This is a genomic window from Mycobacterium sp. EPa45 (genome assembly GCF_001021385.1).
Taxonomy (GTDB): domain Bacteria; phylum Actinomycetota; class Actinomycetes; order Mycobacteriales; family Mycobacteriaceae; genus Mycobacterium.
The window spans coordinates 1,992,929-2,014,751 of sequence record NZ_CP011773.1 but is presented as its reverse complement, the minus strand read 5'-3'; the positions used below and the strand labels follow the sequence as shown (position 1 = coordinate 2,014,751).

The window sequence follows — 21,823 nt, the reverse complement described above, 5'->3', positions numbered from 1 at the left end:
TTCCGGTCAGATTGCTGCTGCTGAGCCGAATACTGTGGAGCTCACCAATGGTGCCATGGGTCCACCGATCAGAAGCGAGATGTCGGCATCGTTGACCGGATTGGGTGAGCCGCCGCGGATCTGGCGTACCGCCTCGGCAACCAGCCCGATACCGTGCACAAATCCCTCGGCGATATTGCCACCGGCGGTGTTGATCGGCAGCCCTCCCCCACCGACGGTCAGGTTGTCGACTGTCAAGTAATCACCCGCCGCTGGACCGTTGGGGCACAGCCTATGATCGATCATTGCCGCGACAGCTGGGCCGGTGAAGTTTTCGTACACCTGAGCCACGTCGACGTCCTTCGGTCCAATGCGCGCGTCGGCCCACAATCGCTGCACCATCGCCGGATGAAAGCCTGCGCTTGTGTAGTCGTGCTCGTTCTCGACGGACTCACTCCACCCTGCCGCGGCACCCTGCACCCCGGACAGAATGTAGGCGGGGCGGCCCCGATACTCGGCTGCCCGGCTGGATCGGACGATGAGAATCGCTGTGGCTCCGTCATTTTCGCGAGAGCAATCGAACAACCGCAGCGGCTCGGAGATCATCCGGCTAGCTTGGTAGCGATCGTGATCCAACGGGCGGCCGTATGCCACCGCTTTCGGATTGTTCTGGGCATGCTGGTATCCGGCCAGGGCCACCGCTTCGAGCGCAGAGGCGGGTACCCGGTCGACTTCCAGCATCCGCTGGGTGCGCAAAGCACACACTTGCGCTGGTGCCAGCATCCCGTGCGCGGTGTAGAGGTGGCCCATGTGCCCCTTGTTGTAGGCGCCACGGCCGTCGGTGCCTTCACTGAGGCCGCGGTACACCACGACACAGTCGGCTTGTCCGCTGTACACCGCAGCGGCAGCGCAGTTCACAGCCGCGGCCACGCCGCCTCCCCCACCACCCCATATCTGGGTTGACCAGCGGACCTCACGGACTCCCAGCGCAGCCCCGAGCATCAGTCCTTCGCTGGAATCACCTGCGTAGGAGACAAACCCGTCGATCTCTCGCGGGTCTGCACCAGCATCGTGACATGCACTCAGAATGGCCTGCATCACCAGCTGCGCTGAGGAATACGGGCTTGTACCGCGCTTGTAATACTCCGTCGCGCCGACACCGACGACGGCGGTGGCACCACGGAAATGACTCATCGCCCGCCCACTTCGAGTTGCCACCGAATCAATGGCCAGTGCTCGTCGTCGGGGGGCGGCTCGATCTGCCCACGTACCGCGGCACCGATGGTCGGCTGCACACCGTCCGCATGCGTCAGGATGCCAACCACGCGTCGCCTGTCGGCAGCAGGCAGCTCAACCAGAACCACGACGTACGGCAGGTGCCCGGTAGCCTCTCGGGCGAAAGGCTGCCAGGTTCGTGTCCACGAGTAGATGGTGCCGACGGGATCGACTTCGTGCCAATCCAATTCGAACGAGTGGCAATCCGGACAGATCGGCCGCGGGGCCCAGATCCAGCGGGCGCAAACCGCGCACTGTTGCAGGACCAATCTCCCGTCACGCAGCTCCTCCCAGTGCGGCGTGTCGAGTCCGTCATCGGCGGGACCCGCCATATCCATCCACGGGGGCGTGTCGGGGATGTTGCGAACACTGAAGACCCGCCAGGTACCGTCCTCGAATCGTACCCAGCGGCTACGCAATTCGAACCAGTCGTCGTCGGGCTTGGTATAGCGGATCACGGCGTCGTACCGTTCGTCGCCGACGTCGGCAATGCTGCGCACTTCGCACGCCTTCAGGTGGTTCGGGACGGCCGCCGACGCAATGAGCTGACCGATGCGGTCGGGCAGGAAGTCTGCCAGCACCGCGTCGTTGTCGGCGGCCGCGACGGCCTTGCCATGCGCCGCCACCGTCGCGACAAGCTCCTCTGGCACAGGCGCGTTCAACTGTTTCCTCCGAGTTGGTAACGCACGTCGGTGCGGTCGTGGTGAAAACCCGTCAAGCGGGCGGCGTTGACCAGTCGGGTGTCATCGGAGTCGACGTTCACGATGACGCCCGACAGGCCGGCATCCGCCGCGATGGCGACAACGCCGTCGAGGAGACGTCGGAGTGCTTCCGGCGGGGATGAGGGTGCGGCCTCGATGGCGCTCACGACCGTGCACTCGCCGAATTCCTCGGACAGAACCGGTTGCCGGCGCATCGTCACGGAACCGATGAGCCGTCCGCTTTCCCTCAGCGCGAAGCGTCGGCCACTGCCGGTGGAGCCGCTGGGCTCGAGCACAGGCGCGGCGACGAGATCCGCCTCGGATTCCGTGCCGCGGATCAGTTGCCAGACCCGGCGTGTTCGGGGGATCAGGAAACGGTTGCTGAGCCGCCCACTGGCCGGATGGTTCCCCCGAGCCCACGACGTGATGGTGTGCAACCCGGTACCCAACCAGCCGCCCGGAGCGGCCGTGTCGAGCCCGACCTGTTCAAGGAACAACGTCATGATGCCGATCGACCGGAGCCTGGGCTCGATGACAACGGTGGCCTCAGCGCTGCCCGCCGATCCATCCGTCAAGCGGAGCAGGCCTGCGATGCACTCCGGCGCAGGTGGCTCATCCATCGCGGTGGCGTGGGGCAACATCCAGATGAGCAGATGCCGAGCCGAAGTAGTGTCCGGCAGCGACCTCTCCACATCGGCGAAATCGATAGTGTTGTAACCGGGTTCAGCGTCGTAGTCCTCGGCTCGTGCCAGCAGGCCCGAAAGCTCCCTGTCCTCAGACGAACTCAGCTCTGTGCGCCATTCGTACTTGATCATCGCGCTCAGGACGGTGGGCTACCGGCAAGGAGACGCTTGGTCTCCCGCCGGAACACCTGGTTGGCCGTTTCGTTGCGACCCAACACCATGCCTCCGGCGTCGGCGCTGCCCATGCCGTGTTGGGAGTTGCGCAGCAACGGAAAATCCTCGTTGTGCAGAACGGTCAGCAATATCTCCCAGTTCTTGTTCCACCGATGATTCCAGTGGTCCTCCTCCATGCCGGAGGCTTCCAGCGCGGGAACCATCAGTCGTTGTTCCATCCGCGACTTGGTCGGGTCGGTCGGATGCGGCCGGAACGTCAGCAGCTGGAAGTGGTCGGGCTGCCGTAGCAGCGTGCTGTTCGGCAACAGAAAGTGCGTCTCGGTGACATACGGGTCAAGCGGCCGGTCGCCGGGGTCCTCTTCCAGCCACCGGTCTATCGACTTTCGCGGCGCGATGAATCGGCAGTGCCTGCCGAAGTCCTCGAACGCCATCACATTGGTGTGGATGATCTTGCCGGCGGAGTTCGGGTGGGCGTACTGGATGTGGTAACCATCCAGGAAGGCGTCCTGCATGATCTTCCAGTTGGTCGGCTCGTCGAACCCGGCTGCCCGGAAACACACCAGATCGTCCAGGTTGTAACCGGCCAGGATGGCATCCATCTCCGGCCCGAGCCAGGCTGCGACATCGATTGCGGCATCGGCCTTGTCGATGATCCAGATGAATCCGTGCCGCTCCTCGCAGGGTAACTCGACCAGCCCCTGTTTGGTCCGGTCGATGTCACCGAAGGTGTTGTCGCGGGTGATCATTCGTAACGATCCGTCCGGATCGTAGGACCAACGATGGTAGGGGCACGAGAAGAACCTGCAACGGCCCTTCTCGTTGTCCTCGAGCAAGGCCCCGCGATGCCGGCACAGGTTGACGAACGCCTTGACGCCGCCGTCTTTCTGGCGCACCAGCAGTACGTTGTTGCGCGGCATCTGCACGGTCATGAAGTCGTACGGCTTGGCGATCTCCGAGGCGTGGGCGATGATCGACGGAACCGTACCGAAGATCAGGTCCCGCTCACGCTGAGCGAGTTCTGGATCGGTGAACTCGTGCGCGGAGAAGGTCACTACGTCGTCGAACTTGTCGGTCGTGTCATTCCGCAGCAGCTCGATCGCTCGCCGGATCCGGTCGGGCCGAGGCAACGATGTGGTCATGGCCGCCTCACTTCTCGGCAGTGAAGGTGATCGGCATGCGGCGGCACCCGCGCACCTGCGTGGAGTGGAAGACCGGCGGGTCGGATTCGACGAGCTGATAGTCCGGAATACGACGGTGGAGTTCCTCCAGCGCAATGGTCAATTCGATACGCCCCAGATGAGAGCCGAGGCAGCGATGCGGCCCCGACCCGAATGACAAGTGCCGATTGGGATTCCGAGTGATATCGAAGGTCTCCGGCGACTCGAAGTAGTCAGGGTCGCGATTGGCGGTGCACAGCAAGACGATGAGCTGATCGTCTTCGGCCAGGTGCACCCCACCCAGTTCGGTGTCGCACGTGACCCGCCGGCCCGCCGTCACCGCTGCCTCGATGCGCAGGACTTCTTCAACGGCCTTGGGCAGCAGGCTGGGGTCGGCGATGAGGAGTTCCCGCTGCGCCGGATTGTTCACAAAGTGCACGACCGACCAGGCGAGCGACCCCTGCACGGTGTGCAGGCCGCCCATCAGAAGGAGGAAAAACATCCGGAACAGTTCTTCGTCGGTGAGCAACCGGGTGCGGTCGGGCAGGTCGACCTCGGTGTGAATCAAAGTGGACGTGGCGTCGTTACCAGGGTTGGCGCGCCGCTCGGTGATGACGGTGTTGAAGTAGCCGGCGATGGTCATCGCAGCCATCATCATCGCCTGGTCGGACTCTTCTTTGGTCCCACCGGGCTTCCCGAACAGCACGGCGTCGGTAGCCTCGGTGAACATCTGGGCGTCCGCAAGCGGCCAATCCATCAGTGCCAGAAAAACCTTGGCGGGCAGTTCATGGGCGAATTCGGAGATGAACTCGGCTTCCCCTTTGGCGGCGAACTGGTCGATCAGTTCATTGACCACGCGGCGAATGTCGTCCGAGAGTCGTTTCATCCGCTGCGGACTGAACAGGGGCTGCAGAGCGTGGCGGTATGCGGTGTGCTCGGGCGGGTCGATCTCCAGTGGGATGAACTTTCCGAAATCGGCCGGGGTCACCAAGTTGTTGGGGTAGCTCGAGAACGTGGTGGTGTCGGTGAGTACTTGGTGAATTTCCTTGTAGCGCGTCACGATCCAGTGGCCACCATGAGCGGTGGAGTAGACCACCGGACCCATCGCGGCCAACTCGGCCATCTTCTGCTGCATCACATCGACGGGCTCAGCCAGGCTCGGGTCGTACACATCGAAATCGGTCACCAAATGAGCGGGAACCTTCTCAGTGGTCGTCATCTCAGCGGTCTCCTCAAAGTGTCGTGGTGTCAGGCGACCGGCTGCGGGTTGAGGTCATCCGGGAACCACATGCCGACGCGAGCCAGCGTTCCTCCATCAGTCGCACCGATCACCGCACCCGACATGTATCCCGAATCGTCGGAGACCAAGAACAGTGCAATCTTTGCGTTGTCTGACAGTGATGGCGGCCGAGTGAGCTTCAGTGGAATGGGTGACACGGTGGGATTCCACGGGCCAGCCGACTCTTCGTAGGACATGCCGACCACCGGCGAGCCGGGCGGCATCAGGAAGTTGGGTGACATACCGTGCGTCGGCGCAATCGCGTTGACCCGGATGCCGTAGCGCCCGAGGTCCAGGCTCAGCGCACGAACCAGTCCGTTGACGCCAGCTTTGGTGGCGCAGTAGAACGGGATGCTCGGGTACGCCACCAGCGATGCCGCCGACGAAGTGGCCAGGATCGTGCCACCGCCATTGGCTTTGAGGTGCGGGACCGCTGCCTGAGCCGTGTAGATGACACCATTGAGGTTGACGCCGAGCACGTCCTGCCAATCGGCTTCGGTCATGTCCTCGAAGGCAACGGGATCCTCGAGACCCAGAGCGGCCGCCCCGCCGCGAGAAACAATCCCCGCGTTGGCCCAGGCGATGTCGAGCTTGCCGAAGTGCTCGACGGTCTGGTCGACCGCGGCGGTGATCTGCTCCTTGTCGGAAACGTCTGCGGTAATCGCAATCGCGTCACCGCCGTCCTCGGTCACCAACTTCAGGGTCTGCTCGGCGCGGTCGGAGTCGATGTCGACAATCGCAACCTTGGCGCCCTCAGCACTGAACAGTTGTGAACAGTGCCGGCCAAGGCCCGAACCGGCGCCGGTGATGACGGCGACTTTGCCCTCAAGTCTCATGTTTCTCCTCGCACTCAGGATCCCGTGACCTGCAACAGTTCGTGAAACCTTACGCCTGTAGGTTTATCGCGTCAATCGTCGCCTTCCTCGATGACAAGTGCCAGCTCTGGACAGGCAGCCGCACCGGCCTGCGCGGCGGCGACCTCGTCGGGGTGAACCGTTCGTTCTTCGAGCATGCAAAAGCCCTCGTCGTCGATGGGAAACAGGTCGGGCGAGACGGCGTAGCACCGCGCATGCCCCGCGCACTTCGAACCGATCAAACGGATTTTCATCAGCCGCCAATTCCTTCGCTCGACACAGTTAGTAAAACTATAGCCATTAGGTATTGCGGATGTTGCACCGTCTTCGTAACCTGACGGCGCAGTCCAGATCGAGGAAGGACGATGGGCGTGCTGATGTCCGACTCTCCACTGAGCGGCGTGCGGGTTCTCGACCTCACCGTCGGGCCCGCAGCTCAAACCGCGCGCATCCTCGCCGATCTCGGCGCGGACGTCCTCATGGTCGAACCCCCGGGCGGCTCACCATCGCGGCGTGAATCACCATCCATCGGAACGCAGAGCCTGCCCTTCACACTCCGCAATGCCAACAAGCGCAGCGTCGTTCTCGACGGCGACGTCCGCGGTGACCGCTCACGATTCTTCGATCAGGTCGCGAGCGCCGACATCGTCATGGACAGTGGAATCCCCGGTCAAGCAGCGCTATTCGGTACATCGTGCGCCGAGCTCGCGGACCGGTACCCACACGTGGTCACCATGATCATCACCGACTTCGGCACGGCTGGCCCACTGGCGGGCTGGACGGCCTCCGACCCGGTGCTGTATGCGATGTCATCGGTGTTGTCGCGATCCGGTCCGCCGGGTGGAGCGCCGGTCCTGCCACCGGACGGCATCGCGTCGGCGACCGCCGCCGCTCAGGCCGCCTGGGCCGTTCTGGTCGCTCACTATCACCGCATCCACAGCGGACGCGGTGATCATGTCGACTTCTCACGATACGAAGGGGTCCTCCAGGCATTGGACCCCCCGTTCGGCTCCCACGGCCAAGCCGCAGTGGCTCGAGGAATCAACAATCCGAGGCGCGGCCGCCCCAACGGCCAGGACTCCTACCCGATCTTCGCCTGCCGGGACGGGTGGGTACGCATCTGTATCCTCGCCCCCCGCCAATGGCGGGCCATGCGGGCGTGGCTGGGTGAGCCCGCCGAGTTTCTCGACCCGCGCTTCGACACGATCGCCGCCCGGGCGGCCGCCTTCGACCGAATCGGTGCCGCCATCGCCACGCTTTTCCGTTCCCGCACCATGGCGCAGTTGGTCGCGTCGGGCACTGAACGCGGAATACCAATCGCCGCGGTTCTGCCGCCGCGTGAAGTGTTGTGCGCAGACCACTTTGAGGCCACCGGCGCATGGACAACGGTCGACCTCGACGACGCGACTGGGCTCACGGTTCCGAACGGTTGCATCGTGATCGATGGCCACCGCGCCGGGATCCGGTGGCCGGCACCCGCAGCGGGCAGCAGCGAGGCCGCATGGCTCACCGGGCCCACCCCCGTGCTGACCGAAACCACCGGCGGCCGACCCCTGAGCGGCCTCACCATTCTCGATCTTGGTGTCATCGTCGCCGGTGGCGAGCTGGGGCGACTCTTCAGTGACCTGGGCGCCGATGTGATCAAAGTCGAAAGTCCCTCTTATCCCGATGGCTTGCGGCAGGGCAGGCCAGGTCAGTCGATCAGCGAATCATTCGCGTGGACCCACCGCAACCAGGCCGCATTCGGCGTCGACTTGCGCACCGACTGCGGGACTGCGCTTTTCGGTGAGCTCGTCAGCCAGGCCGACGCAGTATTCGCCAATTTCAAGCCGGGAACACTCGCGTCTCTCGGCCTGTCGTACAGCACGCTTCAGCGGTTCAACCCGCGGATCGTCCTGACCGAGAGCAGCGCCTACGGGGACACCGGTCCGTGGAGCACACGGATGGGGTACGGACCGCTGGTGCGCTCGTCTACCGGCATCAGCCACCTCTGGCGAGATGAACTCTCAGATTCGGATACATGGCACCAGTTCCACGATGCCGTAACAGTTTTCCCCGACCATCTCGTCGCCCGCCTGGCCGCCATCGCGACGCTGGCCGCACTCATCAGAAGAGACCGTGCGGCGGTCGGCGCCCACATTCACCTCTCACAAGCTGAGACCGCGGTCAGTCAGCTCGACGTCCTGTACGCATCGCTGTGGGGGCAGCAGGCCGGCGCACCGGTCGGGGGCGATTCCAGCGTGCACGGCGTGTACCCATGCCAGGGCGATGACGAATGGTGTGCGGTTACGATCGGCCCAGAGGCCGACTGGCCCGCCATCGCAACGGCACTCGGGCAGGACGAGCTGGCCGACGATCCCCGATTCACCACCGCGGCCGGCCGATGGGCGGCGCGCCGCGAGCTCCGCGAGATCGTGAGCGCTTACACCCGCGCACGGTCACCTCTGGACACCGCCAGGAAGCTTCAGGAGATCGGCGTGCCGGCGGGGCCGATGTATCGGGGCGCAGACGTGCTCACCGATCCACAGGTCTGCCACCGCGGGCTTTACGTCGAGATGCAACATCCGCTGTTAGACGTCGCACTGCCCACCGAGACTCGGCCCGCGGTGTACCGCCATATCGCGGCAGCGGAGCTCCGACCGGCGCCGCTGCTCGGCGAGCACACCCGAGAGGTGGCCCGAAAGATGCTGTCGCTGAGCCCCGATGCCGTCGAGCAACTCATCGAAGGCGGTGTCTTGTACGCCGCACCGACGACTGAAGGACATCAATGATGACCGCCGATTTCACCACCGGGACGCTGTTCGTCGGAGGGAAGTTGCGGCCGGCGAGTGCCGCCGCTCCGGTGTTCGAGGCAGCGACCGAAGAAGTGCTGGGCACCGCCGGCTGTGCGGACACGAAGGACATCGATGACGCAGTCGCCGCCGCTCACGGCCCCCAGGCACGAGCGTGGTCGGCCACCGAGCCCGCCGAGCGTGTGGACATCCTGAGGCGTTTCGCCGCTGCTCTCGGGGCCCGCGCCTCCACCACCGCAACCTTGGTCAGCCGTGAGAACGGCATGCCGATCTCTCTGTCCCGGGGCGCCAACGGCGCGTTTCCGTCGGCGTTGGTCGGCTATTACGCGAAGCTCGTTGCCAACAACGAAGTCGAGGAGATCCGACCCGCGCTCATCGGTCACACGATCGTCCGGCGAGAACCGGTCGGAGTCGTTGCCGCCATCACGCCGTGGAACTACCCGCAGGCCCTGGCAGTGATGAAGTTGGCACCCGCGCTCGCCGCCGGCTGCCGCGTGGTACTCAAGCCTGCGCTCGAAACCGCCTTGGACGCTCTCGTTTTCGCGGAGGCTGCCATGGCGGTCGGCCTCCCGCCTGGCGTACTCAGCGTGGTACCCGGCGATGCGGCTGCGGGTGCACACCTGGTGAGCCACCCGGGCGTCGACAAGGTGGCATTCACGGGATCCACAACGGCCGGGCGTGCCATCGGCGCGGCGTGCGGGCAGCTCATTCGGCCGGTCACCCTCGAACTCGGGGGCAAGTCCGCGGCTGTCATCCTCGACGACGCCGATGCGGACCTCACCATCGCCGGGCTACGTTCGGCGTCGTTTGCCAACAACGGACAGACCTGTCATCTGAGCTCGCGGATACTGGTACCACATTCCCGCTACGGCGAATTCGTCGATGCCATCGCCGCACTCGCCGACAATCTGATCGTCGGCGATCCACTGGACGACTGCACCGAGGTGGGCCCATTGGTCAGCGCGGCACAGCGAGATCGCGTGCTCGGCTACATAACAGCGGGGATCGCCGGCGGCGCCAAACTCGTGGCCGGAGGCAAGGCCCCGCGGGATCATCCTCGCGGATGGTTCGTGGCACCCACCGTATTCGCCGAAGTCGGCAATGCGGACCGCCTCGCGCAGGAGGAGATCTTCGGGCCCGTCGTGGTCCTCATCCCCTATCGCGACGATGAGGAAGCCATCGCGATTGCCAACGACTCCGACTTCGGACTGGCAGGAACGGTGTGGTCGAAGGATTCCGAACGCGCGACCAACATTGCCCGCGCCATCCGCACCGGGTCGGTGGGAGTCAATGACTACCAACTCGACATCCGGTCACCGTTCGGAGGCGTGAAGGCCAGCGGCCTGGGCCGTGAGTTGGGACCCGAAGGATTAGCGGCCTACCAGGTGCTCAAGTCCATCTATCGTGTGGGTCCGGCCGGCGGAGGGACGGCCGCAGCCATTGCGCCACAGAGTCTGTAAATCTTACGATGTTAGATTATCCGCTAAAGACGAAAGCAACGGAGCGCTCATGCCTGGGCCGATGATCACTGTGCGGCGCCCTACCGACGGCACGGCGATCGGCGACGTCCCCGATGTCGACGCGGAGCAGGTCGCTGCCCTCTGCGCGGAGCTGCGCGAGGCCCAACCGGCATGGGAGGAGATGGGTCCGCGCGGCCGAGGTGCTCACTTGCTGCGCTGGCTTGATTGGTTACTCGACAACGAGCAACGCCTGCTGAGGTTGATTCAACAGGAGACCGGCAAGTCGTGGGCGGACGCCTCACTCGAGATGTCGGTAGCCGTCGACGTGATCAACTACTACACCAAGCACGCCGAACAATTCCTGGCGGACCGGCGCGTCAAGCCGGCGGGTCCGGCGAACGCGCTGCGCAGATTGCGGGTTCAGGTCCGGCCACATCAACTCGTGGGACTGATCACGCCATGGAACGGTCCGCTGGCGGGTCCGATGATGGACGTGGTCGGCGCCTTGGTCGCTGGTGCCGCAGTGGTGTGCAAGCCCTCCGAGGTCACTCCGCTGACGTGGACGGAAGCGGTTCGCGGCTGGCGCGAGGAAATTGGGGCTCCCCCAATTCTCGCGGTCGCCAACGGCGGCGGCGCCACCGGAGCTGCGGTGGTGGATCAAGCCGACATGATCATGTTCACCGGCTCGGTACGCACCGGCCGGGCGATCGCCGTGCGCTGTGCCGAACGGTTGATCCCGTGCAGCCTCGAGCTCGGCGGCAAGGACGCATGTATCGTCCTGGCTGATGCCGATCTCGAACGCGCGGCCGCCGGCGCGGTGTGGGGTGCGATGACGAACTCCGGTCAAGCGTGTATCGGTGTCGAACGGATCTACGTCGAAACACCGGTCTACGAAGAGTTCGTGTCACTGCTCACCCGCAAGGTGAGCGCACTTCGCCAGGGCATGGACGCTCCCGGCAGCTTTTCTTCCGATATCGGCGCCATGGTGACCGCCACCCAATTGGACATCGTCGCAGAGCACGTCGAGGACGCGGTCGCCAAAGGTGCCCGCGTTGTGGTGGGAGGCAAACGGCGGCAGGGCAACTGCTTCGAGCCGACAGTTCTGGTTGATGTCGACCACACCATGCGCTGTATGCGGGAGGAGACATTCGGGCCGACCGTGGCTGTCATGCGGGTAGCCGACGCCGACGAAGCGATCGCCTTGGCCAACGACTCCGAATATGGTCTGAGCTCCAGCATTTGGACCCGGGACCGAGCAAAGGCCGACAGATTGTCGCGTCGGATCGAGGCTGGATCGGTCTCGATCAACAACGCGCTTGTCGCGACTTTCCAACTGCCACTACCGATGGGCGGCTGGAAGAATTCCGGTCTCGGTACCCGTTTCGGCGGGGCACAAGGCGTGCTCAAGTATTGCCGGCAGCAGTCGGTGGTCGAGGAGCGGATCGCGATGAAGTCTGAGCCACTTTGGTATCCAGTCGTTCCGGCACGTGCGCGTCTGATTGCACGTGCCGTCCGCCTCCTCGGCGCGCATGACTGGCGGCGCCGCCTGGCCAGGACGGGCAAGATACCACGGTGATCACCCCTGCGCTCGGTATAGTGACCCACATGCGACGAGGGACTCCGCGGTCTGCCCGCGGATTCGGGGCGCGCTGACATGCCGCGACCATCCAAGCCGCTGATCAGCCGTGCCGCCGCAGTCGAGGCGTCAATCGAGATCATCGATTCCGAGGGACTCAACGCATTCAGTTTGCCTCGCCTCGCCGCGCACCTCGGGGTGCGAGCCCCGTCGCTCTACCACCACTTTGCCGACAAGAACGAGATTTTGATTGCGGTCGCTCGTCATATCGCCGGCAAATCGGTCATCAAACCGCGGCGCGCGCCAGGACCGGACTGGCCGGAGTACTTCGTCAGTCTCGCACTGAATTTCCGGCAGTCCGTGCTGCGCCACCGCAACGCGGCGTCGATCCTGATCGAGCATCTCCCGCGCGAGACGCTCATCGGCAGCTTCGAAGACGCCGCCCGCTTCCTCACCGAATCAGGTGTACCCGTCCACCTGCACGCGCAGATCCTGGACGGGATGGAGACACTCTGCGTGGGCGCCGTTCTGTCCGAGGCGGTCCGGATGCCCCGCGGACGGAACGTTCTGTTTCCCCCATTCGATGCCGAGAAATATCCTCACCTCGCCGAGGCGATCAAAGTCAACGATCTGACGGTGAAAGAGGTGTTCGCCGAACGAATCCGGAGCTTCCTTTACGGTGTTACGGCGAACGACGCCTACCGGCGAGGCGCCGAAGAGACATCGGCCTGACCGCCTGTTCCTGATCCGGTTCACGGGGTCGGGACGAGCATGCTCTGCCATGTTCGAGGTCCGCTGTGCGCGACCAGATCTGACTGGGTGTAGTTCAGGCCATCTGGTCCGACATAATTACCGGTCGTGGGATCGTAGTAGGCAACGGCGATCGGCGGAGCCTGCCCTACGGGCACCTGCTGCGCCGAATCCGGCGGCGGCTGGGGAATGCTTTGACCGCTCAGCGTTCCGTTCGGATCACCCTTCCAGTTGAACCCGTCGTTGAGTGGTACGTATTGCTCGTCACTTCGGCACATTCTCGCTGTCGGCGCCCGCTTCCCCGGGTTGGTCAGGCACGGCAGATTGCGCGCTCCACGGACCGCCACCCAAGAGTCCTGGGGTATGCGGCAATACAGATCATCGGCCGTTCGGTCAGGTGTATCGACCATGGAGGGAATCCGCTGCTGTTGGGCAGGCAGATAGCCTGTGGTGCATGGTGGCGGGAGATTGAGGTTGAGATTGAACGACAACACCAATCCCGGATGTTGGCTGTCTCGGTTGGCCACCGTCCCGGCCGCCATCACCTGGACCCCCATGGGTATCAACACCAGCAACTGTTCGATCGCGGGCTGATACGTCAGCGCGAGCTGGCCGATGCCGGCGAGGTTGGCCATCAGAACCGGCAGGCTCGGACGAAGTCGATCCATCAGTTGGCCTGCTTGATCGGCCGCCTGTGCGCCGCTCTTCAGAAGTCCGGCAAGAGACCGGTCGTTGTCTTTGAGCTGACTGGACAGGTCGGCCAGGTGAGCGGCCCACGCGTGGATGGCGCCTGCGGATTGTGCTTGCGAATCCAGGACCGGCCCGGAATGGTCGATCAGTGACACCAATGGATCGAGGTTGTCGTGAGCGTCGATCGCCAGCTTTGTGGATCCCTTCACGATGCGCGACAGTTCGGGTCCCAAACCTCCTATGGCCGAGTAGCTTTCGTCGATCACAGTTCTCACGTTCTCGCGCGGTATGGCCTCCAACCCGCGGTTCGCCGCGTCAAGCAGTTCACCGATGTCCGGCGGTACCGACGTCCGGTTCGTGTCGATGACATCACCGTTCTTTAGTGGCGGAGTCCCCCCAATGCGAGGTATCAGCGCGACGTATTGCTCACCGATCGCGGATGTGCTGTGCACCTGCGCATCCACGTCCGACGGGATGCGCAGGTCGGACCGCAGCGACAGCTTCGCATCAATTCCGGACTCCGTCAGTGTCACGGCGCTGACCCGGCCGACCTCCGTCCCGCGGTATGTCACATTGGCGCCCTCATACAGCCCGCCTGTTTGCGGAAGTTGCATCGTGACTGTATATCTCCCGACACCCAGCATGGCCGGGACGTCGATGTAACCGAACACCATGACCGCGCCGGCAACCACCGTGACGATCGCAAAAATGCAGAGTTGCAGCTTGATCCACTTGCTCAGATGCATCTCACGGTCCCTGATCGAGGTGGTACGGAGCAACGAGCGGGTTACCCGCCGTGTACGGGCTCGGCAGCTGGCCGATGGTGCGTCCCCATTGCATCTCCAGCTCGGTCAGGTCGCCCTCCCACCGTGTGCCGGTGAAGATCGTGTTGTCGATACGGCTCAAGGTCAGGTCGACGATGGCAGTGATGTTGGCATAGTCGCCTCGAATCCAGTTGTCCAACGGACCTTTCGGCCAAGGGAAAGTGCCGAGAAAGTCAAGGGAGCGGGTCAGATCAGGCCCCGCATCGGCCAGTGAGTGCAACACCGGTGCGACCTCTTTGAGCTCCTGACCGAGATTCTCCTTGGTCTGGTTGACCGTATCGGTTGCCACGGCGCTGAACTTGCCGAACGCCGCCAACGCGTCGGCCAGGTGGCCGCGCTGCTCGGCCAGCACGGCGAGCGCATCAGGGACAGTCCGTATCGCTCTGTCCAACACTGGCTTTTGATCAGCGAATTGGGTGACCAGGCCGTTGAAACTGTCGGTGGCGGCGATGATGTCGTGCGTCTGCGCGTCGAGACGTGCTGTGAACTGGTCGAGTTGTGAGATGAGGCTGCGGAGGTCCGCCTCGCGGTGAGCGAACGCAGTCGCGAACGCCGCGGTTATGTCTTGGATTTGCCCGATACCGCCACCATTGAGCAGCAATGACAATGCCGCCAGAGTCTCATCGGTGCCGGGGTAAGCGCCGGCGTTCTGCAGCGGGATGAGAGATCCGTCGTGCAGCTTGCCTTGCGGTGCAGAATCGACGGGTGCGGCCAGTTCGAGATGCAGTGATCCCAGCAGGCTGGTCTGCCCCACCTTGACTGTGCTGTTGGCAGGAAGATCGACATCATTGTTGAGGGTGATCGTTACCAGCGCATGCCAGCCTTGGCGTTCGATCTTCATGATGGTCCCCACGTTGGCGTCACCGACGCGTACGCGGGAATTCTGCTGGATATAGCCGACGTCCGGCAGTTGTGCCTGCACAGTGAAGGACCCGTTTCCTCGACCTTCGGTGCCGGGCATTGGCAGCGAGTTCAAACCGTGCCATTCACAGGCCGTGGTGCCGGTGGCAGCCGTCAGAACCGCAACTCCGGCAACGCTGTATTTGAAGAGGTTTCGCCCGATCCGGTTCACGACCCAGCTCCCGGGGGAACCATCATCCCGGACAGGCCGGCAGCGGGGTCTGTCGGTGCCGCCTGGCCCTCCGCCGGCGCCATGGTGGGCCGGTGGTCGGGTCGCAGCCGATCTTCGGAGTAGGTGAGTTCGTTCGGCCTGGCTGACTCTCCGACAACATAGTTCGCGCCCAGCGGCGGAAAGTTGAACTGCCGATTCTTGATGATGGGAGCGAGATATTGCACGCACAACTTGGCCGATTGCTCACTGTTGAGCCGGGAGGCCGCCTGAATTCCCCCGCACAGGAACGAGATTGGGTTGGCGAAGTTCTGCATCGTCAGTACGCCGGTGATCCCCTGCTGAGTCGGTTGGTAGATGTTGATGAAGTTCTGCAGGGTGTTCGGGAACAGGTGCAGCGCTTGCTCGACGTCGTCAAGACTGTCGTGTACCGCAGTGGTGATGGACGCCAACTTGTCGGTCGTTGTACCGATGGCCTCGCGGTTATCGCTGATGAATTTCGTGGTGTCACCGACGACGTCGTTGAGATCCTTCACCGCCTTACCCATCGCGGCCGGGGACGCGCTCAGCGCAGCGGTAACGGCGGCAAGGTTCTGGTTGAACTGCACCAGCAGCGCCGAACTGTCCTGCAGGGCTGTAACCACGACGGAGAGGTTTCTGATGGTGGAGAACATGTCATCGCTGCGGTCACCGAGGATGGAAAAGGCTTGGGACATCTTGATGACGGTGTCGCGGATGCTCGGCCCCTGACCCCGTAGATTGTCCGCCGCGGTATCGATGATCGCACCGAGGGTGCTCACGCCGCCGGGCTGCGTCGGCTGCAGGGCGTCGGTCAACTTCACCAACTGCTGGCGCAGATCGTCCCACTCCAGAGGCACGACGGTGCGCGATTGCGGGATCACCGCACCGTCGTGCATAGCCGGACCGCCCGTATAGGCCGGTGTGAGTTGAATAGCTCTGGAGGTGACCAATTGCGGTGAGATGATCGCGGCCTTGGCGTCTGCAGGCACTTGGTATCTCGGATCGATGGAAAAGCTGATCCTGACCCGCTGCGGCTCGGGCTCGATGCCGTCGATCCGTCCCACCGGAACCCCGAGTATGCGCACCTCGTCGCCGGTGAACAGCCCGTTGCTGTTGTCGAAGTAGGCGACGACATGCAGTCGCCGTACGGCCTCGTGATTGCGGATCTGGACGAGGACGGCAGCGGCCAGGGTCACCAGCAGGACGAGGGCTATGCCGGTGCGCATGAAGCGTGACGTCATCCCTGGCCCCCTTCGACCGGGGCCGGCTGAGCGGACGGGAGTGCCGCAGGCGGGCCTGGCGGCGGCCCGCCGGGTGGTGGACCGGGAAGTGGTTCTCGGTATGGATAGCGGGGGTCGCCGGGGTTTCCGGTGATCGCGTCGGGCAGATTGAGGTTGGGCTGGCCGCCCTGGCCGGTACGTGGGAACGGCACCGGCAGCGGCGGGGTGGCCGGTTGCCCGATCTGCGGGTCAGTGCGTTGAGACGGCAACAGCACATTCGGATCCAAGCCGAGGTCGGAGAAGGCCGCATCGACGAACGGCTGAACGAATTGGCCAGGGAGCAGGTTTGCGATATACGCCTTGAAGAAGGGTCCGGAGGCGACGCTTTCACCCAACGACATGGCGTACTGATTGAGGTACTTGATCGCCTGCTGCAGACCGGCCTTGCGGTTATCGACAGTCGCGAGAACGGAATTGAGTTTGTCCAGCGTCGGCCGCAACTGGGTCTTGTTGTCGGCGATGAATCCGGCCAACTGTCCGGCCAGGTTCGACAGGTTACCGGAGATCTGTTCCAAAGCATCACTCTGTGTTCGCAATTCGGCCAGCAGGGCATCGCTGTCCACGACCAGCTTCGCGATCTCATCGGCGCGCTCGGACAACACCCCGGTCGCCTTGTTGGCATCGGCGAGCAGGTTGCGCAGGGCAGCATCTCGAGCGTCGAGTGTCTGAGAGAATTGTCCGACCCCCTGTACTGCCTGCCGGAGAGCCGTGGGTGTGTCCTTGAAAGTATCGGCCAAGGTGGCCAGGGCATTGGAGACCGATTCGGTGTTGAGTCCGTTGATGGTGGCCGAAAGATCCCCGAGTGCGTCGGGCAACTGGTAGGGCGACTTTGTCCGTGCTAGCGGAATCGGCTGTGCCAGTTGACCATCGCCACGCGGAGTGATCTCGAGGACCTTCGCGCCCAGCAGGCTCTTGGTCCTGATATTTGCCTCGCTCTGCTGCCCGAGACGAATGCCGTCGTCGACGTCGAACGTCACTACTACTTCGGCGCCGCGAAGGTCAACCGACGAGACCTCTCCTACCCGATAGCCGGCCACCTGCACGGCGGCCCCGGGCCGCAACCCACCCGAGTCGGCGAAATAGGCGGTGTACTCCCTCGAGGAATCGACGAACGGCAGTTTGTCGTACTCGAGAGCGGCGCCCACCATTGCAGCGATCGTCGCTGCACCGACCACGCCGGTGAGGAACAGATTGCGCTCAGCGAAGGACTTCATTTCGGCGCGCACCGTCCGGTGTCCTGGCCGGCCAGTTTGACGTAAACCGGTTCGCCACCTTTGCCATTGACTTTCAGAATCAGGTCACAGAGATAGAACGTAAAGAAATCACCCATGATGCCGAGCCGGCTGAGGACCTTGTAGGAATGCGGAACGGTTTCCAGGAAGTTGTCGAACCAGTCATGATCGGCGTCGACGATGGAGCTCACTCGGTCCGTCTGCGTCACAACATCTTTCATCGGCGCACGGGTCTGATCTAACAGATCGGCGATCGTACCGGTCGCCGCATTGGTGTAGGCGACGGCGTTGGTAATGTCTTGTTTGTGCGTCGCCAGCCCGTGCACGAGTTGGGCGAGCGAGTCGATTGCCTTGGCGAACTGTCCGCTTTGCCCGCTCAGTGATGCCGTCACGGTGTTGAGATTGGTGATGACCTGGCCGATCAGTTCGTCTCGATCGGCGAGAGTGCTGGTGACTGAGGCTGTTTGGTTCAGGAACGACCCGATCGAAGCACCCTGATCCTGAAAGGCGGCGATGAGCTGAGACGACAGTGCGTTCACCTGCTCTGGATCCAGAGACCGGAACAACGGCCGGAAGCCGCCCAATAGCGTGTCGAGATCCAACGCCGGCATGGTGTTGGCGACGGCTATCGTTCCGCCCGGATCGAGGCGCTCAGCTCGGCCTGCGCCCTCCAACAGGGCAAGGTACCGGTCCCCGATCGGGTTTTCCCACCGTACCGCGGCCTTGGTTCCCTTAGTCAGGAAGACCGTAGGGTCCGCGGAGAACTCCACCAAAGCCAGTGCATTGTCAGTGATCGAGATTCTCTTCACCTTGCCGACCTCGACGCCGGCAATCCGGACAAAGTCACCGGTGGTCAACCCGCTGACATCGGTGAACTCTGCGCGGTAAACCTGCTCTCGGGAGAACCGGAACTGAGAGAAGACGGCCAGCAGTGCAAACGTCCCGATCAGACAGACGATTACGAAGATCGCGAAACTGATCGCGGCACGGCGCACATTGGTGTTCACGATGGATGCTCCTCGCTCATCACTGTTACGGGGAGGGCGGTGTGGCCGCCGGGCTGGTCTGCAGCGGCGCCGCGGGAGGCTGCGGCAAGCCCGGGTAGAGGGGTGTGCCGTCGGGCGCGTACCACGGCGCTCCGTACGGAGGACCGCCGGGATAGGGCGGACGGGGGCCGGGCGCCGGTCCGGGCAAGCACTGCCCCACGTGAGGGGCTTCGGGGATTCCCCGGGTGACCGGGAAGTAGTCGACCGAGCAGGTTTGGCCTATACCGGGATTGGGCCGCCAGTCGAGGCCGGTGCCCCACCCGGTGTTCGTGATCAGCTGGCGCACTGGGAAGTTCTTGGCGACGTCAGGCAGTGACCCGCATCCCGGCTTACCGCCCGGGCCACCCTTGGCGGCGACCAGTGGGAGGTTCTCGGGGTAGCGGTAGAGGTCGTCCCCGAACGCCAAGCCCGCATCCAGGTAAACCGTGCGTCCGTTCCCCCCGAACCACTGTCCGGCCTTGTCCAGGAATATCTTGGCGCCTTGGACGGTGCAGGTGTATTCAGGGTTGTATTTGAGCAGAAGAGCGGTTGTCGGCTCGAGGACGTTGACGCTCTTGATGACATTGTCTCGATTCGGAGCAAGCAGGCCGATTCCACTGTTGGACAAGCCGATTGTGTTGAGCAGCAGTGCATCCAGGTCCTTCGAGTCCGCAGTGATGGTCTCGCTGGTGGTGCTGGCCGCATCCATGGTGGCGAGAATGTCGGGCGCCGCGGCTTTGTAGGCGTCGCTGAAGCCCTTGAAAGAACGCCAGTCCGCGGCCACCGTGTCCATGCGGGGATTCACCGCGAGCAGAACTTGATTGGCATCGGTGATGGCCTGTCCCATCAGATCACCCTCGCCGCGAACACCATCGGCCAGTGCGGTGAGCACGGAGTTCACTTTGGAGACGTCAATCTTGCGCAGTAGCCCGACGAGACTGTCGAACACCGTGTTGACCTCTGTTGTCACGTTTCGCGAGTGCAGCACCGCACCGGCGGCCAAGCGCTTCGTGCTGGGGTCTGCGGGGTAGACGAGGTCGACGAACTTCGCTCCGAACGCCGTCGTGGCCTTGATCTGAGCGTCGACATTGGCGGGAATGTGGGCGATCTGGTCCGGCGATATTTCCAGCTTCAGCGCGACCGGTCCACTGCCGCCGACGATGCCGGACACGCGCCCCACCTCGACGCCGCGCATCTTCACTTTGGCACCGGACTCCATCACCAGACCACTTCGATCAGATGTCAGCGTGACCGGTACATACGTGCGAAAAGTTCCGGCGAACAACGCCGAACACACTCCAGCCATGCCGATGATGGCCCCGAAGAGACCGGCCGTCCACCACAGCGGGTGGCCACCGCGAGCACCGTTTCGCGATGACATCACTTATCCCGACAAATGGAAGTTGCCGGACTGACCGTAGATGGCCAGCGAAAGGAACAAGACGACGAAGACCGCTGAGATCATCGAGGTGCGCACGGCTCGCCCGACTGCCTCACCGACCCCGGCCGGTCCTCCCGAAGCGGTGAAGCCGTAGTAGGTGTGTACCAGCATGATCACGATCGCCATCGAGATCGCCTGGAGAAACGACCAGACGATGTCGATCGGGTTCAAGAAGGTTCCGAAGTAGTGGTCGTAGACACCGCTGGACTGCCCGTAGACCACGGTCGTGCCGAATCGCGCAGCCAGGAAAGCGGTGATCATCGCGACGCAGTACAGCGGGATCACCACCACCACGCCGGCCAAGACCCGGTTCGACGCGAGGTAGGCCACTGCACGCACACCCATCACTTCAAGTGCATCGATCTCTTCGTTGATCCGCATCGCACCCAGCTGTGCGGTGGCACCGGCACCGATGGTGGCGGCCAACGCGATTCCGGCGATCACCGGTGCAATGAGCCGGACATTGAAAAATGCCGATGCGAAGCCGGTCAGCGCCTCGACACCGACATTGGCGAATTGGTTGTAACCCTGCACCGCCACCAGGGCTCCAGTGGACAGCGTCAGGAAGCCGACGATCACCACTGTGCCGCCGATGACCGCCAAAGCACCTGTGCCAAGGCTCATTTGGGCGATCAGTCGGATCGTCTCGACTTTGTAATGGACGACGGCATCCCGGGTGGCGACCAGCGTTCGGAAATAGAATTGCGCCTGCGTCCCGATCCGCGTGAGGCCGCCGATCCAACCATCGATGAGATGCCGGAGTTGCGACCCAGCCTTGCTGGGCACACTGCTGCTCATAGGGTTGCTTTCACGCCGACCGCGGTGGCGATGATGTTGATCGCGAAGAGCGCCATGAACGTGTAGACGACCGTCTCGTTGACCGCGTTGCCGACGCCGGCCGGTCCCCCACCGACCGACACCCCCTTGTAGCAAGCGATCAACCCGGCCGCCATTCCGAACAAGGTCGACTTGATCAACGAAATCACCACGTCGGGCGCCTTCGTGATCACGGTTAGGCCACCCACGAAGGAGCCCGGGGTCACATGCTGGATGAACACGGCGAAGACGAAGCTGCCGATCAGCCCTACCAGGATGACCACCGATGACAACAGGGTCGCGACCACGGTTGCGGCTAGCACCCGAGGCACGACCAACGCTTGAATGGGGTTCACACCCATGACGCGCAACGCGTCGAGTTCGTCACGAATGGTCCGGGCGCCCAGATCGGCGCACATAGCAGTTGCACCTGCGCCAGAGACCACCAAAACCGTTACGACAGGTCCGATCTGGGTCACGGTTCCGTAGGCGGCTCCGGTTCCCGAATAGTCGGCGGCACCGAACTCCACCAGCAGGATATTGAAGGTGAAGACCATCAGAACCGTGAACGGAATCGCCAACATCAACGTCGGGACCATCGATACCCGGGCCACGAACCACGACTGGACCAGGAATTCCCGCCAGGCGAATGGTCGCCGCGGTATCGACACCAGGACGTCCAGGGCCATCGCGAAGAAACCACCGAGCGCACGGAACGGCTTGGCAGCCGGCGCCGATGAGATCC

Annotated in this window: 19 protein-coding genes; 4 read left to right on the top strand and 15 right to left on the bottom strand. The window is 63.4% G+C overall.

Annotated elements, in window-relative coordinates:
- Window positions 1-6: 6 nt before the first annotated feature.
- The 7 genes from AB431_RS09570 to AB431_RS09540 all read right to left on the bottom strand — a co-directional run bounded on the left by AB431_RS09570 (window position 7) and on the right by AB431_RS09540 (window position 6,356).
- Window positions 7-1,173 (bottom strand): transporter, encoded by a 1,167-nt coding sequence (locus AB431_RS09570; protein WP_047329715.1) that lies wholly within the window; start codon window positions 1,171-1,173, stop codon window positions 7-9.
- Window positions 1,170-1,916 carry a Zn-ribbon domain-containing OB-fold protein gene (locus AB431_RS09565; RefSeq protein WP_047329714.1) on the bottom strand — a complete coding sequence of 249 codons (747 nt, stop codon included), beginning with the start codon at window positions 1,914-1,916 and terminating at the stop codon, window positions 1,170-1,172. Before AB431_RS09565 ends, AB431_RS09570 begins: the two co-directional genes overlap by 4 nt.
- Entirely contained in the window at window positions 1,913-2,770 is an 858-nt protein-coding gene (locus AB431_RS09560; protein WP_047329713.1) for a hypothetical protein, read from the bottom strand. The genes AB431_RS09565 and AB431_RS09560 overlap by 4 nt, the downstream gene beginning before the upstream one ends.
- 5 nt (window positions 2,771-2,775) lie before the next feature.
- Complete coding sequence (locus AB431_RS09555) at window positions 2,776-3,951, bottom strand: aromatic ring-hydroxylating dioxygenase subunit alpha (protein ID WP_047329712.1); 1,176 nt, start codon at window positions 3,949-3,951, stop codon at window positions 2,776-2,778.
- Window positions 3,952-3,958: 7 nt separating this feature from the next.
- A complete protein-coding gene (locus AB431_RS09550; RefSeq protein WP_047329711.1) occupies window positions 3,959-5,188 on the bottom strand; it encodes a cytochrome P450 in 1,230 nt (409 codons plus the stop codon).
- 29 nt (window positions 5,189-5,217) lie between these two features.
- Entirely contained in the window at window positions 5,218-6,084 is an 867-nt protein-coding gene (locus AB431_RS09545) for an SDR family NAD(P)-dependent oxidoreductase (RefSeq protein ID WP_047329710.1), read from the bottom strand.
- A 71-nt stretch (window positions 6,085-6,155) separates the two neighbouring features.
- A complete protein-coding gene (locus tag AB431_RS09540; RefSeq protein ID WP_047329709.1) occupies window positions 6,156-6,356 on the bottom strand; it encodes a ferredoxin in 201 nt (66 codons plus the stop codon).
- Window positions 6,357-6,473: 117 nt separating this feature from the next.
- Here AB431_RS09540 and AB431_RS09535 point away from each other — a divergent pair, with 117 nt between their 5' ends.
- From AB431_RS09535 to AB431_RS09520, 4 genes are all read left to right on the top strand, one after another.
- Window positions 6,474-8,873 carry a CoA transferase gene (locus tag AB431_RS09535; RefSeq protein WP_047333260.1) on the top strand — a complete coding sequence of 800 codons (2,400 nt, stop codon included), beginning with the start codon at window positions 6,474-6,476 and terminating at the stop codon, window positions 8,871-8,873.
- Window positions 8,873-10,354, top strand: coding sequence for an aldehyde dehydrogenase (locus AB431_RS09530; RefSeq protein WP_047329708.1), 1,482 nt, complete (start codon window positions 8,873-8,875; stop codon window positions 10,352-10,354). The genes AB431_RS09535 and AB431_RS09530 overlap by 1 nt, the downstream gene beginning before the upstream one ends.
- Window positions 10,355-10,403: 49 nt before the next feature.
- Entirely contained in the window at window positions 10,404-11,930 is a 1,527-nt protein-coding gene (locus AB431_RS09525; RefSeq protein WP_047329707.1) for an aldehyde dehydrogenase family protein, read from the top strand.
- Window positions 11,931-12,008: 78 nt separating this feature from the next.
- Window positions 12,009-12,662 carry a TetR family transcriptional regulator gene (locus tag AB431_RS09520; protein WP_047329706.1) on the top strand — a complete coding sequence of 218 codons (654 nt, stop codon included), beginning with the start codon at window positions 12,009-12,011 and terminating at the stop codon, window positions 12,660-12,662.
- 20 nt (window positions 12,663-12,682) lie between these two features.
- Here the strand turns inward: AB431_RS09520 and AB431_RS09515 are convergent, their stop codons facing one another.
- From AB431_RS09515 to AB431_RS09480, 8 genes are read right to left on the bottom strand one after another with little or no spacing between them, the layout of a single operon-like run.
- Window positions 12,683-14,116 carry an MCE family protein gene (locus AB431_RS09515; protein ID WP_047329705.1) on the bottom strand — a complete coding sequence of 478 codons (1,434 nt, stop codon included), beginning with the start codon at window positions 14,114-14,116 and terminating at the stop codon, window positions 12,683-12,685.
- Between the two features lies 1 nt (window position 14,117).
- Window positions 14,118-15,257 carry an MCE family protein gene (locus AB431_RS09510; RefSeq protein ID WP_082135875.1) on the bottom strand — a complete coding sequence of 380 codons (1,140 nt, stop codon included), beginning with the start codon at window positions 15,255-15,257 and terminating at the stop codon, window positions 14,118-14,120.
- A 5-nt stretch (window positions 15,258-15,262) separates the two neighbouring features.
- Window positions 15,263-16,525: a virulence factor Mce family protein gene (locus AB431_RS09505; RefSeq protein ID WP_047329704.1), complete on the bottom strand. Its 1,263-nt coding sequence runs from the start codon at window positions 16,523-16,525 to the stop codon at window positions 15,263-15,265.
- Window positions 16,522-17,778: an MCE family protein gene (locus AB431_RS09500; protein WP_047333258.1), complete on the bottom strand. Its 1,257-nt coding sequence runs from the start codon at window positions 17,776-17,778 to the stop codon at window positions 16,522-16,524. Before AB431_RS09500 ends, AB431_RS09505 begins: the two co-directional genes overlap by 4 nt.
- Window positions 17,775-18,803, bottom strand: coding sequence for an MCE family protein (locus AB431_RS09495; protein WP_047329703.1), 1,029 nt, complete (start codon window positions 18,801-18,803; stop codon window positions 17,775-17,777). The genes AB431_RS09500 and AB431_RS09495 overlap by 4 nt, the downstream gene beginning before the upstream one ends.
- 25 nt (window positions 18,804-18,828) lie before the next feature.
- Entirely contained in the window at window positions 18,829-20,202 is a 1,374-nt protein-coding gene (locus AB431_RS09490; RefSeq protein ID WP_047333257.1) for an MCE family protein, read from the bottom strand.
- A 3-nt stretch (window positions 20,203-20,205) separates the two neighbouring features.
- On the bottom strand, window positions 20,206-21,060 hold the full coding sequence (locus AB431_RS09485) for an ABC transporter permease (protein ID WP_047329702.1): 855 nt from the start codon (window positions 21,058-21,060) through the stop codon (window positions 20,206-20,208).
- Window positions 21,057-21,767, bottom strand: a complete 711-nt coding sequence (locus AB431_RS09480; protein WP_047333256.1) for an ABC transporter permease — start codon at window positions 21,765-21,767, stop codon at window positions 21,057-21,059. Before AB431_RS09480 ends, AB431_RS09485 begins: the two co-directional genes overlap by 4 nt.
- Window positions 21,768-21,823: the final 56 nt, after the last annotated feature.